Below are 14342 nucleotides of genomic sequence, written 5' to 3'. Positions count from 1 at the left end.
TTCCTGTTTTTATGCTTCAAAATCAAAGGCGTAACCCATTCCTTTTTCGAGTGCTCTTCGGTAAACTTCTCCGGCGATCGCAACATCCATCGCTCCGGTGCCGATCGGGATGCAGAGGGTGATGCCCTGTGAAAGGTCGTCGGCATCTTTCTTTCCGACCGCTAATTCGCCCAACGTAGCAAAAATATTATTTTCGGATAATTGTCCTTCACCTGTCAGTTTTTTTAAAGCACCGCGATGGAGAGCTTGGTCCACATGGTCAACGATGATCTTGTCCGCCTTCAGGATGAGTTCATCCTCGATTTCCTGGAAAGATCCCAACGGAAAAATGATGGTGCCTTGTTTGATCCACTCTGCTTTGATGAGGGGAGTCTGCGCTGACGTGACGGTGATGAGGACCTCAGCCTGACTGGCTTCTTGGGGATCATCGACGACCCGGATGGCGCCTTTGACGTGTTCCTGCATATTTTCGGCAAATGCTTCCGCGGTGCTGCGTCTGTGGTTCCAGACGGTCAATTCGGTGATGTCGAACAGATCCGCGATTGCCCGGATGTTGGTGCTCGCTTGCATCCCTGCTCCGTAAAGGCCGATCGTGACGGTCGGTTTCTTAAGCAAATACCGCAATGCGTTTGCGGTCTGGGCTCCGGTGCGCATATTGGTGATATAAGCGCCTTCAAGTGCAGCGGTGAAAGTACCGAGATGCGGATTGATCAGCAAAATCATCCCTGTGATATAAGGCAGTCCGGCAGTTTTGCGTTCGCCTAAAAATCCGCCGACCCATTTCAAGCCGGCGATATCCTGCGAGCCGATGTAGGCCGGCATTGCGTTCATGAATCCTTCGTAAGGCGGATAACCGCCAGTTTCGCCCAGATCCAGCGTCAATTTTGTCGGGTTGATGACCGTACCGTCGCCGAGTCCTTGGAAAGTCTGATGCACGAGATTGTTGAAATCTGCAATATCCAATAATTCCTTGATGGTGCTCTGATTGATCAAAAGCGTATTGCGTTCTTCCATGGCCATTCTCCTTTAAACGAGATGTGTACAAAAGTATCTTTCCATTTGGACAGTCACATAAAGTATAGCATTTTTCGGAGCGGAACAAAAAATCGCAAGCACCGGATGTCAAAAACTATCCATAAAATCATATCAATTGGAAAGCATTTTTTATTGGTATATACTGTGTGTAAGCATGACACAGGAATATGAGGTGAAGAAATATGGAAAAGAAATCCGAAAAGGATAAGGTGAGAAAACCGGAACTGGTTTTCTATGCTGGATCGACATTGTTGGAAGGACCGCACTGGGATGCGCAGAACAATCTGATTTATTGTGTTTCCATCGAAGACAACATGATCTACGCCATCGATCCTGAAACTGGGGAGGTGGGGACCTACTTAACTGAGGGGCCAGTCGGATGCGCCGTTCTCGATCAGAAGGGCATGATTCTGGAGGCTGAAAAAAGCGGTATTTTCCGGATCGATCCGCGGACGAAAGAAAAGCAACTAGTGGCAAAGGCACACGACGATGAACGGATGCGCTACAACGACGGGAAGCTGGACCCGAAAGGCCGTCTGCTTGTCGGGACGATGGGCTATGACGATACCTATGAAGGGGAAGCCGCTTTATACGCCATCGAAAAGGACGGTACGGTCCGAACAGTTTTGGATGGCCTCACTTTAGCCAACGGGATGGGCTGGTCACCGGATGGAAAGACGCTGTATTTCATTGACACGCCGACCAAAAAAGTGGGCAGCTATGCTTATGATCCTGAAACAGGTGAAGCGATATTTGAAAAATATGTGATTGAAATTACTGATGGTAGCAATCCGGACGGCATGTGTGTGGACCTGGAAGGTATGATCTGGGTGGCGCAATACGGCGGCGAAAAAGTCTGCAGGTGGGACCCGGAGAGCGGCGGAAAGCTTGAGGAAATCCGGATGCCGGTTAAGAATGTGACGTCCTGCTGTCTGGGTGGGGAAAATTTGGAGTATCTGTATATAACGACCGCAAAGGATGGCGAAACGCAAGAGCCGTTGGCTGGCGGATTGTTCCGCGTGAAGTTGTCTTAGAAGAGGCTTCTCTGGTAAATCAAATCATTGGAAAAGGTAATTTTGTTTCACTATAATAAGAGTGTGAAGCAATTCAAAAATAAGAGAGGCGATGATTTTTATGGTGAAGAAGATCGGATTCTTGGTTGGCAGTCTGCGCGAAGAGGCCTACAGCAAAAAAGTAGCCTTGGCGTTTGCGGAACTGTTCCCGGACGGGTATGAAACTGAGTTGATGGAAATTGGCCATTTACCTTTGTATAATCAGGATTTCGACGATGTGGCGGGCATGCTTCCTGATGCATACACCCCGTTCCGTGAAGAAATCAAAAGCTATGATGCCTTTGTGCTTGTGACCCCTGAATACAATCGTTCCTATCCGGCGGCTTTGAAGAATGCCTTGGATGTCGGTTCGCGGCCTTATGGTGCCAACCTTTGGGACGGTAAGCCGGTCGCGGTCATCAGCCAATCCCCGGGTGCGCTAGGGGCATTCGGTGCAAATCATCACTTAAGGCAAGTGCTTGTTTTCCTTAATATGGTGCCTTTGCAGCAGCCGGAAGCCTATATCGGAAATGTCCACAAATTGTTGAACGAAGACGGTTCCGTTAAGGAAGAAACGACGAAAGAATATTTCCAATCAATTGTGGATGCTTTTGTCCAATTGATCGAAAGCACAGAACAACCGAAATAGTAAACGCTGGAAATACCCGTCCTCACGAAAAAGCGTGAGGATGGGTATTTTGTTTGTCTCGGTTCTTTTTTCCTCTGCTATAATGAAGGCAGACAACTATCACCCAGAAAAGGAAAAACAAATGGATAAACATACAAATAAACCTTCTTTGTCGGACAGACTGAAAGCACATGCGGCATCCAACAGCATTCCGATGCACATGCCGGGGCATAAGCGGAACACCGCGCTGCTCGGCACAGATCTTCCTTACAACATCGACATCACGGAAATAGACGGATTCGACAATCTGCACGGCGCGAGCGGCATCCTCAATGAATATATGGAAGAAATCGCAGACTTCTACGGCACCGAGCGCTCATTCTACCTCGTGAACGGCAGTACCTGCGGAATCTTGGCGGGAATCCGCGCCGCGATGAAACGCGGTGGCAAGATTGCCATCGCCCGGAATTGCCACAAGTCAGTCTACCATGCGATCGAGCTTTTTGGATTGGAAGCCGTCTATCTGATGCCTGAGATGGACGAAGCGTTTGGAATCTATGGTGGTATTGCGACTGCGAGCATCGCAGATACGCTAAAAACGCATCCGGATACGCAGTTGGTCGTATTGACTTCGCCGACGTACGAAGGCGTTGTCAGTGATATCGCGGCGATTGCGGAAATCTGCCATGCATACGGCATCCCATTGTTGGTCGATGAGGCGCACGGCTCGCATTTCAATCACTCGGAACATTTTCCGTCCAGCGCGACCGCACTGGGCGCTGACATCGTAATTCAGAGTCTGCATAAGACGTTGCCATCGTTGACCATGACGTCTTTGGCCCATCTTACTGGCGACCTGATCAGACCGGAAGAAGTGGCACGGCAACTCGCCATCTTCGAAAGCAGTTCACCGTCCTATGTATTGATGGCTTCGATCGACCGCTGTTTCCGCTTGCTGCGGGACGAGGGAGAGCAGCTATTCGAAAACTACAATCAAAGGTTAGCCGGCTTCTCGGAAAAAATGGAACAGCTACAGCATCTCAAGGTGCTTTGCCACGGGAACGATAGGCCGGCGCTGCACCCAACCTTTTTCGCCTTCGACAAAGGCAAAATTTTGATTTCGACGCAAGGAACCGGATTGACCGGACAGAAACTTTCCGAAATGTTACGGAGCGAATACCATATTGAAATGGAGATGGTTTTCGGCGATCATGCGTTGGCGATGACCAGCGTCTGCGATACTGACGTCGCTATGGATGCTTTGGCCGATGCGCTATTGGCCATCGACGGCACGCTCGACTCTAAGTCTGGCGAGCACACTCTGTACAACGGAACGTTGCTATTCTCCTTACCCGATAAGCAATGCGAAATCTGGCAGGCCTTGGAATCGGAAAAAGTAGATTGCCCGATTGAAAACGCGATAGGGCAAATGGCAGCCGAATACGTCTGGGCTTATCCGCCCGGAATTCCTTTGCTGGTGCCTGGGGAACGGATCAGCAATGGGTTTATCCGCCAAGTCCATACGCTTTTGGAAAAGGGAACAAAGGTCTACAGCGATGCTGATGGGCTTCCGGAAAATTATCCAAATTATGCATCACGAAAGCCTTGCTCACTAACTTGCATTTTGATAGTTATTGGATGAATCACGATAGCGATAAAAACGGTCACTATGCTGATAGGACGGTAGATTGACGGGCTAACAATTTGTTGGTAAAATTAATCACAAAGGGAGCGTTTTTCTGTCAAGCAATATGCTTCCTTAACCTATTTCAGAGGAGATGTCGTTATGAAACGAATCGTAACATTAAGCACCCGCAACCTGAAGGATACTGCCAAACACGGCGGCTGCGGCGCATGCCAAACATCTTGCCAATCCGCATGCAAAACTTCTTGCGGAATCGCTAATCAGAGCTGTGTGAACCCTAAACAAGCAGCGAAGTAAAAAAGAGTCCGCCTGACTGATTTCAGTTAGGCGGCAATTTTATGGACAAAAAGGAGTTTGAAACCGAAATGATTCATCAATATAAACTGAATGGATATAATATCGTAATGGATACCTACAGCGGTGCTGTGCATGTCGTGGATGATCTTGCCTTCGACATCATCGCACTCTATGAAGCAACGCCAATCGAAGAAATCGTCACGATGATGTTGGAACAATATGCGAACGACCCTGAAATCAACGAACAAGAAATCCGTGATACGCTGTCGGATGTTGAAGAATTAAAGGCCAACGGAGAATTGTTCACGGAAGACATGTACCAAAACCTTTCCGTCGACTTGAAGAACCGCCAAACCTTCGTGAAGGCTCTGTGCCTGAACGTGGCGCACACGTGTAACCTGACCTGCGATTACTGTTTCGCGAGCCAAGGCAAGTACAACGGCGACCGGGCGATCATGAAATTCGAAGTCGGCAAGCAAGCAATCGATTTCCTGCTTGAGAATTCCGGATTCCACCGTAACTTGGACGTCGACTTCTTCGGCGGTGAGCCGTTGATGGCTTGGCGCGTCGTGAAGCAGATCGTCGAATATGCGCGCAGTAAGGAAGAGGAGTCCGGGAAGACTTTCCGTTTCACTTTCACAACGAACGGCATGCTGTTGAACGACGAAATCAATGAATTCCTGAATAAAGAAATGTACAACGTCGTATTGAGCTTGGACGGGCGCAAGGAAATCCATGACCGTCTGCGCCGTACTGTTAACGGAAAAGGCAGCTACGACTACATCTTGCCGAAATTCCAGAAATTCGTGGAAGGGCGCGGCGACAAGGAATACTACGTCCGCGGCACTTACACCGGCAATAATGTCGATTTCACAAACGATATTTTCCACGTCGCTAATCTTGGATTCGACAAACTGTCGATGGAACCGGTCATCTGTGATCCTTCAGAACCTTACGCTTTGACGGAGAAACATCTTCCGGCACTGTACAGACAGTATGAAATCCTGGCGGAGGAAATGCTGAAGCGCGGCGAAGAGGGCAATGATTTCACTTTTTACCACTATATGCTGGACCTTTCCGAAGGCCCGTGCATCCAGAAACGTATCTCCGGCTGCGGATCAGGAACGGAATATATGGCTGTCACACCTTGGGGCGAATTGTTCCCTTGCCACCAGTTCGTCGGCGATGAAGAATTCAGCCTGGGCAACATCTGGGATGGCGTGACCAAACCGGAACTGCAAAGCCAATTCAAGGAAGTCAACTGCTATTCCAAACCGGAGTGCCAAGATTGCTGGGCAAAATTGTATTGCAGCGGCGGTTGTCCTGCAAACTCCCTGCATGCAACAGGTTCACTGAAAGGCAATTATGAATTCAGTTGCGACCTGTTCCGCAAACGCGTGGAATGCTCGATGATGGTGAAGGTCGCGGAATCGATCCGCGAGATGGAAGCCGAAGCGATGGCTGCCGAGTAATTGAATGAAGTAAAGAAGTGTGCGCCGGCTGTTAATCCGGCGCGCACTTCTTTTTGGTGCGGAGGAGGGCGGTGTGACTGCTCTTCCGGCGAAGGAGACTTTAGCCGGAGAATAAATTAAAATACCGCCACTACATCCGGGGAAGCCACCCTAACCGGAGGAAACAACTGATATGTTAGCCGGACCTCCGGCGAGACCGGCTCTCGCCGGAGCAAAAAGCAAAAATACGAAAAAGCGAAAATGTTAGCCGTATCCCCGGCTGAAAAGTCAACAGAAAAAAACCGCACAATCGCCCGATTGTGCGGTGCGGTTCAACATTTATTCCCTTATTTCTTGTTCAATTCTTCCAGGAAGGCAACGATCCTTCGGCAGCCTTCGATGACATTCTCATCGCTGGCGGCGTAGCTCATGCGGAAATAGCCGACTCCTGATTCGCCGAAAGCCGATCCAGGGATGACGCCGACGCCGGCTTTACGCGCGAGGTCGATGCAGAAGTTCCAATCATCGTCGCCGTATTGCTCGGGAATGCGCGGGAACAGGTAGAAGGCACCATCCGGATTGTTCATCTTCAGACCAGCAGCAGTCAGACCTTCCAACAGGATGTCCCGGCGTTTGCGGTAGGCGGCTTTCATCGTGGCTGTCACTTCATCGCCGTCGCGGAAGGCCACGCCAGCCGCCATTTGTGCAGGCGTGGAACCGCATGTGACCAGACTTTGGTGATATTTCAAAATTTCGCGGATCAAGTCTGCTTTGGCAGCGACAAAGCCGACGCGCCAGCCGGTCATCGCATAGCTTTTCGAAGTGCCATTGATCACGATCGACTGCTCAGGGATAAACTCGGCAATGGATGTATGACCACCGTCGTAGGTCAGTTCGCTGTAGATCTCATCGCTTAGCACGAAAACATCATATTTCCTGATGACCGCGGCCAATGCTTCGACTTCTTCTTTTGTGTAAGTCGCGCCGGTCGGATTGTTGGGATAGGTCAGCACGATCATCTTCGTTTCCGGATTCGCATCCAACGTAGTCGTCAGGTCCTCCGGTGTGATCAGGAAGCCGGTCTCCGAAGTGTCGATCTTGACGCTGTGCCCGCCCGCCAAATGCGTAACGTATTCATACTGCGGAAAAGCAGGCGATTGGATGATCACCTTATCGCCCGGGTTCATCAGCGCGAACATCGAGGCAGTAATCGCTTCCGTTGCGCCGACCGTCAGGACGATGTCGGTCTCCGGGTTGTAGTGCAAGCCGTATTTCCGCTCCATGAATTTTGCGATTTCCTTGCGGGTCTCGAGAACACCGGCAGAAGGGGCATAGTGCGTTTGATTCTGGTTCAAAGCCTCTGTGGCGGCAGCCTTGATGAAATCCGGCGTATCGAAATCAGGTTCTCCCATCGTGAAACGGATCAGGTCCTTCACATCACTGATGGCGGCGTCAAAGTTACGGATGGGCGATCCTTTCAGTTGCTTGACAAAACGATTCGTTTCTCTACTCATAATTTATTATCTCCTCCGGATGAAATATCCTTGATCTAATGTATAGCCGAACATGCGCCAACCGACTGCTGACGTCCAAACTCATGAAAATAACATAACACGATTGCAGGCGTATTTCTATGCAAATTTGTATCCTCCGGGCTGAAAATTAGAAATTCGCGAGTTTAATGAGCGTTTTCACATAGGGGCGGCCGATCCTTCCCGGCACTTTCCGATCCGGAGCCCCGTTCGTATCCAAACAATTACCTCAAAAACACGCAAAGGACAAGCGGAAAGAAGCTTCTGTGCCAGAGCGGTTGACAGGATTGCCGGATAAGTGTACGATTAGAAAAATAAATGAATCGCCAAGCGAAAAGAGGTCGCGGCTGGTCAAGAGTACCGCAAGGGAAAGGGACGGTCGCCGAAGCATGCGAATGCTGGACCCAGGTTGAACAAATGTGGGGCTGTTCCATTGTCGTTGCCCGATGACAAAGGATTGCGCTTTAGCTTGGTTGGGCGAATGCAGGTCTCCGTAGCCGTAAGCACTCGCTTACCGCTATTTTTTTTGCATTTCAGGAACAAACGGTCGTCCGCCGCATAGGGCAAAAATAGGCTGGCATGCTATAATGGGCATGTTGGAACAGAAAAAAATGATCGGGAGGAAACATAAAATGAGCGAACTATTATTGACAGATGCTTATGAAATCGCTGCTTACATCAAAGCTGCCGAAAAGCAAACACCTATAAAACTTTACATCAAGGGGGATTTTGAAAATCCTGCCTACGAAGGCTTGAAATTCTTCGGAAGCGGAGACAGCTACACAGTCTTCGGAGACGCTTCAGCGATTTATCCTTTCTTGGAAGCAAACAAAGACAAGATCAAGGATCAAGTCATGGAATACGACAGACGCAATTCTGCGATTCCGCTGTTGGACACTACCAAAATCGATGCACGCATCGAGCCTGGCTCATTCATCCGTGATCATGTAACAATCGGCAAGAGCGCTGTGATCATGATGGGGGCTGTCATCAACATCGGCGCCGTCATCGGCGAAGGCACAATGATCGACATGGGCGCAGTAGTCGGCGCACGCGGCACGATCGGCAAAAACTGCCACATCGGAGCAGGCGCAGTGGTTGCAGGTGTTCTTGAGCCACCATCGAAATCACCAGTCATCATCGAAGACGGTGTTTTGGTCGGCGCGAACGCTGTCATCATCGAAGGCGTGCACATCGGCGAAGGCGCTGTTGTCGCAGCAGGCGCGATCGTATTGGAAGACGTACCGGCTAACGCGGTAGTTGCGGGATCCCCTGCAAAAATCGTGAAGATGAAGGACGAAAAGACAAGCGAAAAAACTCAATTGTTGGCTGACTTAAGAGACTAATAACTACACGCGGAGGGACCAGGTGAACAGCATGCAGATTGCAGAATTATACGATACGGTGAAAATGATCCGAAGGGAACTCCATCAGATTCCGGAGATCGGTTTCGATCTGCCGCTGACTTCGGAATACGTCCGCCAGAAGCTGGTGGCGTTCGGTTATGAACCGATCAGCACCGCCGAAACGGGCTGGGTAGCAGTTCTGGAGGGTAAGTCCCCGGCAGCGGTTGCTTTCCGTGCGGACATGGATGCCCTTGAGGTAACCGAGGAAACTGGAGCGGATTTCGCTTCCCTTCACCCTGGAAAAATGCATGCGTGCGGACACGATGGGCATATGGCCCTGTTGTTGGGTTTCGCGAAATACCTGAAGTCCCTGCCGATGCTGGAAAAATCAGTCGTTTTGGTCTTCCAGCCCGCTGAGGAAGGGCCAGGCGGTGCGAAATGGATCATGGATTCTGGTATCCTGCAGGAGTTGCAGGTCGAAAAAATCTACGGTTACCACCTGTATCCGAGCCTGCCGGAAGGTATTCTCGGCTTGGCCAAGGGTCCATTGATGGCGCGCAACGGTGAATTCGACATCACGCTTGAAGGCGTCAGCTCGCATGCCGGGCAGCCGCACTTCGGCAAGGATGCCTTGATTGCCGCCGCGCAGATCCTGCTTTCGGTCCAGAACATTCTGGCCCGCGATCTCGATCCGCTGCAACCAGCTGTCGTGAACATCGGTACGCTGCATGCCGGGGAAGCCCGCAATATCGTGGCCGGAAAGGCTGAATTGACAGGGACGATCCGGAGTTACGACAAGGCGGTCTATGCTTCCATCAAGGAACGCCTTGCCGACATCTGTGCCGGCATCGAGCGTTTGAGCGGTGTCATCTGCACGTTGGATATCCGCGATTTCTATCCGGAAGTCACAAACGATGCGGACATGATCGGCACCTTGATGGACGCTTTGCCGGTCGATGCCTACGAGGTCGTCAAACCATTGATGCTGGCCGAGGACTTCGCTTTCTACCAAGAAAGCATCCGCGGCGCCTTCATCCTGCTCGGTACCGGCCGTCCCGACATGGGTTGGACGCATCCGCTCCACAGCAGCCGCTTCAACTTCGATGAGAAGGTGTTGCTGAAAGGGATCGCATGTTACGACCTGATCCTGGAAAAGGAAGGGCTGAAGGGCTGAAAGCCAACAGCAAATCACCGAACACATAATAAGACCAAAAAGCACCCTCACTGGGGTGCTTTTTGCTTTCGAGGCGGATGATGATTGCCGTCCTCCGGCGAGGGGGGGTCGCCGGAGGACAGGACCGCATTCAGACGTGCTCCTCCGACTAGCATAAGCCTCCTCGGAGGAGTGGCCGGTATTACCGGTCAGCTTGCATCGCCGTCCTACGATGAAGGCGTTCTTCACCGGAGTTCCGGACGGCAACACTATCTTTCCGCCCTGATGAACTGCTGCAATATTGCGCCACATCCAATAAAATTGTAAAGGTTCGATTAAGTTGATGGATCGCAAAAGCAATTTCTCCGCAAAAAAGGTACAATAGAAACATATACTGTATGAAAGAAGGGGAATTATGCAAAAGAAGAGATTATCCGCATTTCTTTTAGGATCAACCGCGTGGCTGCTTGTCGCTTGCCAAAATCCAGCAACAGATACATCAGCTACCGAGAAGGCGACAAGCAGCTCACAAGTTCAATCCGATACACAAGCAGCCAGCGAAGCGAGCGATCAAGCAGCTTCCAGAGCCAGCATTTCGGAAAAATCCGAGAGTGTCCAGACTCAAACACCATCGGCAAGCAGCCTTACTGCAGATTCCGCAACCAGCGTTGGCACTGACCAAACCGCTGAGCAGGCTACGCTGATCACTGAAGCAAAACAGACAATCACGCAATTGACAGGTTATGTCGAAAGCGAAGTGTACTTGTTCATTGTCGAATCAGTCGAGGGGAATGAAGTCACCATCAACGTCCGCGAAAATGGGGCCGAAGTGTCCAGTTCCGTCGGTTTTTACCGCTATAACGGCGAAACCGGGGAATTGTTGGAAATGGATATCGTCACCGGCGAATACGTCCGCCATCCTGCACAATACTGATGGGTCGAACGGTAGAGAATAATAAGGAGTGATGATGATTTTCGATTTAGGATTATTGGCAAGAATATTTGCAATCAATTTGAGTTATGTGACGCTGAATACGATCCGCTTCATGCTGACAATGAAAGGGTACCGCATCTTGGCTCCGCTCTTGAGCATGGTGGAGATCGTCATTTATGTATTGGGTCTGTCGATGGTCATGAACAGCCTGGACAATCCGCTCAACCTGGCGGCCTATGCACTCGGCTATGGCGCCGGCATCGGTATCGGCATTAAAATCGAGGATTGGCTCGCACTCGGTTATACGATGATTACGGTCATGACACAAGATGTAGGCAGTACGATGCCGAATCAACTGCGCGATCTCGGCTACGGGGTTTCCAGCTACCGAGCCAACGGAAGAGACGGCGAGCGCCTTGTGCTCGAAATCCTGCTGACGCGTAAGGCCGAACGCCACCTGCAAAATAAAGTGTTGGAAATCGATCCGAAAGCTTTCATGGTATCATACGATCCCAAATACATCCATGGAGGTTTCTGGTCCAAGCGCGTCCACCTCGGCAAATAATGAATGAATAAATGAATGGATAAGGAAAGGGGAAACGACATGACAGAACTTGTGAAATTGGGAAGAACCGACCTGCTGATCCATCCGATCGGGCTGGGTGCGAACAAAATCGCCGCAGCCGATCCGGAAACGAACACCGAATACGGCGGTGACGTGCTTTTGAGCGCGATCGATAAAGGACTTAACTTCATCGACACGGCGTTTATGTATGGAATGGGCACTTCCGAAACGATCATCGGCAAGACATTGAAGGAACACAACCTGCGCAATAACGTGTTCATCGCTACAAAAGGTGCACACGAGGTGACTGAAGCGGGAATGGTCCTGAACAACAATCCGGGTTTTCTGACGGAGCAGGTCGAAAACAGTCTGAGACGTCTGCAGACCGATCATATCGATCTTTACTACATCCATTTTCCGGATGAAGCGACACCCAAAGCCGAAGCTGTTGGCGCGCTGCAGCGACTGAAGGAGCAAGGAAAGATCCGTGCCATCGGCGTCTCCAATTTCAATCTGGAGCAGCTGAAGGAAGGCAATGCCAACGGCTATATCGACGTTGTCCAGGATGAATACAACCTCCTGAACCAGTCGGCTGAAGAGAAGCTGTTACCTTACTGCCGCGAACAGGGCATCTCTTTTATCCCGTACTTCCCGTTCGCATCCGGGCTATTGGCCGGCAAGTATACGGAAACTTCGGTCCTGTCGGAGAAACAACAGCAGCGTCCGCAGTTCCAAGGGGATACTTATCTGGATATCCTGAAACGCGTGGACCTGATTCGGCCGCTTGCTGTGAAGCACCACACTGGTCTGCAGAATATCGTTCTGGCCTATTATTTGACCAAAGACGTCGTCGACGCCGTCATTCCTGGCGCGCGCAACCGGCAGCAAGTGCTTGAGAATCTCGAAGCCGCTGAAGTCCGTCTGGATGCAGCGGACATTGCTTTGATCCAGCAGGCTTTCCCGGCATCATACCGCTTGCCGAAGTGATTTTCTGTTCATCAAAAAGCTTACATTACAAAATGATGAAAAAAGCATTTGACATTCATTAGTATCAGGCATAGAATTACATCATAATCTAACAAACAAAAGGGGGAGAATGAGAATGGATGCGACTTGCGGAATGTGCACACTACAGAACAAAAAGAGAGCGTTGTTCTCATTCGATGCCCTAGTCATTCTAGAAGTGATTTAGCCCAGGATTCTTACTTATTACAAGTAGAGTCCTCTTTCCGTTTCATTGGGCTCTCATAAAGAATGAGCCTAATCACATAGGCTCATTCTTTTTTTTCAGTATGACAGGTAAATAATAGAGATATGGAGTGGTTTGGATGACAGAAATGACACAGACAGAAGAACAAAAAGCGTTGAACATCGATTGGAAAAATCTAGGATTCAGTTACATCAAGACGGATTACCGCTTCATTTCTTATTGGAAAGACGGCAAATGGGACGACGGCGAAATGACGACCGACAACAAAGTCCACATCAGCGAAGGCTCTCCGGTACTTCACTACGGCCAATCCTGCTTCGAGGGGATGAAGGCGTACCGCACAAAAGATGGCAGCATTAACCTGTTCCGCCCTGAAGAAAACGCCAAGCGGATGATCAACAGCTGCCAACGACTGTTGATGCCAGAGTTTCCGGTTGAAAAATTTGTCGAAGCGGCTAAAGCGGTCGTAAAGGCGAATGAGAAATGGGTTCCGCCGTACAACACAGGCAGCACACTTTATCTGCGTCCATACCTGATGGGAGTCGGCGACAACATCGGCGTCAGCCCGGCGACCGAATACATCTTCTCCATCTTCGCGATGCCGGTAGGCCCTTACTTCAAAGGCGGCTTGACGCCTACGAACTTCATCGTGTCCGACTACGACCGCGCCGCACCGCATGGTACGGGTGCAGCGAAAGTCGGCGGTAACTACGCAAGCAGCTTGCTGCCCGGTAAAGAAGCGCATGATCGCAACTTCAGCGACTGCATCTATCTTGACCCGGCAACGCACACGAAAATCGAAGAAGTTGGCTCCGCAAACTTCTTCGGCATCACGAAGGACAACTGCTTTGTGACACCGAAATCGCCCTCGATCCTGCCGAGCATCACCAAGTACTCTTTGTTGTACTTGGCCGAGCACCACTTGGGCATGCAAGTCGAAGAAGGCGATGTCTACATCGACAAGTTGGATGAATTCAGCGAAGCCGGCGCGTGCGGTACCGCGGCTGTCATCTCACCAATCGGCGGCATCCAGCATGGGGAAAATTTCCATGTCTTCTATTCGGAAACGGAAGTCGGGCCTGTGACGCGCAAATTGTATGAAGAACTGACCGGCATCCAATTCGGCGACATCGAAGCGCCGGAAGGTTGGATTGTGAAAGTGGACTGATCCGATTGAACGAAATGCAGCTCTCCCAAAGCTTTTATGCTGGCGGAGGGCTGTTTTTTTGGTTCTGGATGCCGGAACAGGTCGTCAGCTCCGGCAAGGGCCGCCTTCGCCGGCGGAAAACGCTAGCGCCGGTGAGCGGGTCACTCCTCGGAGAACAGTGTGCGTGCCGGCGACCAGCTCCGGCGAGCGAATGATGGCCGGAGGAGAGTCGTTATCCGGGGGCCGAACTTCGGCGAAGCCTCGTAGGCCGGAGGTGACATTTCCCTGGGACCGCCAGCTCCGGCAAGGGCCGTCTTCGCCGGCGGAAAACGCTAGCCCCTGTGAGC

Annotated in this window: 13 protein-coding genes and 1 riboswitch; of the genes, 11 read left to right on the top strand and 2 right to left on the bottom strand. The window is 50.8% G+C overall.

Annotated features, from left to right (window positions below; translation table 11 throughout):
- Positions 1-9: 9 nt before the first annotated feature.
- Complete coding sequence (locus ACKPCD_RS10710) at positions 10-1014, bottom strand: ornithine cyclodeaminase family protein (RefSeq protein WP_321433183.1); 1005 nt, start codon at positions 1012-1014, stop codon at positions 10-12.
- A gap of 203 nt (positions 1015-1217) precedes the next feature.
- On the opposite strand from ACKPCD_RS10710, the gene ACKPCD_RS10705 reads away from it, so the two are divergent.
- The 5 genes from ACKPCD_RS10705 (at position 1218) to scfB (ending at position 6129) form a co-directional block, all read left to right on the top strand.
- Complete coding sequence (locus ACKPCD_RS10705; RefSeq protein WP_321433182.1) at positions 1218-2069, top strand: SMP-30/gluconolactonase/LRE family protein; 852 nt, start codon at positions 1218-1220, stop codon at positions 2067-2069.
- A gap of 100 nt (positions 2070-2169) precedes the next feature.
- Entirely contained in the window at positions 2170-2736 is a 567-nt protein-coding gene (locus ACKPCD_RS10700) for an NADPH-dependent FMN reductase (RefSeq protein ID WP_177187516.1), read from the top strand.
- 121 nt (positions 2737-2857) lie between these two features.
- Entirely contained in the window at positions 2858-4357 is a 1500-nt protein-coding gene (locus ACKPCD_RS10695) for an aminotransferase class I/II-fold pyridoxal phosphate-dependent enzyme (protein WP_321433181.1), read from the top strand.
- Positions 4358-4501: 144 nt separating this feature from the next.
- On the top strand, positions 4502-4657 hold the full coding sequence (gene scfA, locus ACKPCD_RS10690; protein ID WP_086988169.1) for a six-cysteine ranthipeptide SCIFF: 156 nt from the start codon (positions 4502-4504) through the stop codon (positions 4655-4657).
- 41 nt (positions 4658-4698) lie between these two features.
- On the top strand, positions 4699-6129 hold the full coding sequence (gene scfB / locus ACKPCD_RS10685; RefSeq protein ID WP_321433180.1) for a thioether cross-link-forming SCIFF peptide maturase: 1431 nt from the start codon (positions 4699-4701) through the stop codon (positions 6127-6129).
- A 326-nt stretch (positions 6130-6455) separates the two neighbouring features.
- Here scfB and ACKPCD_RS10680 read toward each other — a convergent pair whose 3' ends face one another.
- Positions 6456-7622: an aminotransferase class I/II-fold pyridoxal phosphate-dependent enzyme gene (locus tag ACKPCD_RS10680; protein ID WP_321433179.1), complete on the bottom strand. Its 1167-nt coding sequence runs from the start codon at positions 7620-7622 to the stop codon at positions 6456-6458.
- A 345-nt stretch (positions 7623-7967) separates the two neighbouring features.
- A riboswitch (Lysine riboswitch) is annotated at positions 7968-8113 on the top strand.
- Positions 8114-8272: 159 nt separating this feature from the next.
- Here ACKPCD_RS10680 and dapD point away from each other — a divergent pair.
- From dapD to ACKPCD_RS10650, 6 genes are all read left to right on the top strand, one after another.
- Positions 8273-8986 (top strand): 2,3,4,5-tetrahydropyridine-2,6-dicarboxylate N-acetyltransferase, encoded by a 714-nt coding sequence (dapD, locus tag ACKPCD_RS10675; protein ID WP_068561102.1) that lies wholly within the window; start codon positions 8273-8275, stop codon positions 8984-8986.
- Between the two features lie 31 nt (positions 8987-9017).
- Positions 9018-10160, top strand: a complete 1143-nt coding sequence (locus ACKPCD_RS10670; RefSeq protein WP_321434563.1) for a M20 metallopeptidase family protein — start codon at positions 9018-9020, stop codon at positions 10158-10160.
- 394 nt (positions 10161-10554) lie between these two features.
- Positions 10555-11073, top strand: a complete 519-nt coding sequence (locus ACKPCD_RS10665) for a hypothetical protein (RefSeq protein WP_086988167.1) — start codon at positions 10555-10557, stop codon at positions 11071-11073.
- A gap of 34 nt (positions 11074-11107) precedes the next feature.
- Complete coding sequence (locus tag ACKPCD_RS10660; RefSeq protein ID WP_321434562.1) at positions 11108-11638, top strand: DUF2179 domain-containing protein; 531 nt, start codon at positions 11108-11110, stop codon at positions 11636-11638.
- A 39-nt stretch (positions 11639-11677) separates the two neighbouring features.
- Positions 11678-12625, top strand: coding sequence for an aldo/keto reductase (locus tag ACKPCD_RS10655; protein ID WP_321433178.1), 948 nt, complete (start codon positions 11678-11680; stop codon positions 12623-12625).
- Positions 12626-12975: 350 nt separating this feature from the next.
- Positions 12976-14016, top strand: coding sequence for a branched-chain amino acid aminotransferase (locus tag ACKPCD_RS10650; protein WP_321434561.1), 1041 nt, complete (start codon positions 12976-12978; stop codon positions 14014-14016).
- Positions 14017-14342: the final 326 nt, after the last annotated feature.

It is taken from the genome of Trichococcus flocculiformis, from assembly GCF_963662535.1.
GTDB classification, from domain to species: Bacteria; Bacillota; Bacilli; order Lactobacillales; family Aerococcaceae; genus Trichococcus; species Trichococcus flocculiformis.
This window is presented reverse-complemented; position numbering and strand designations above follow the sequence as displayed.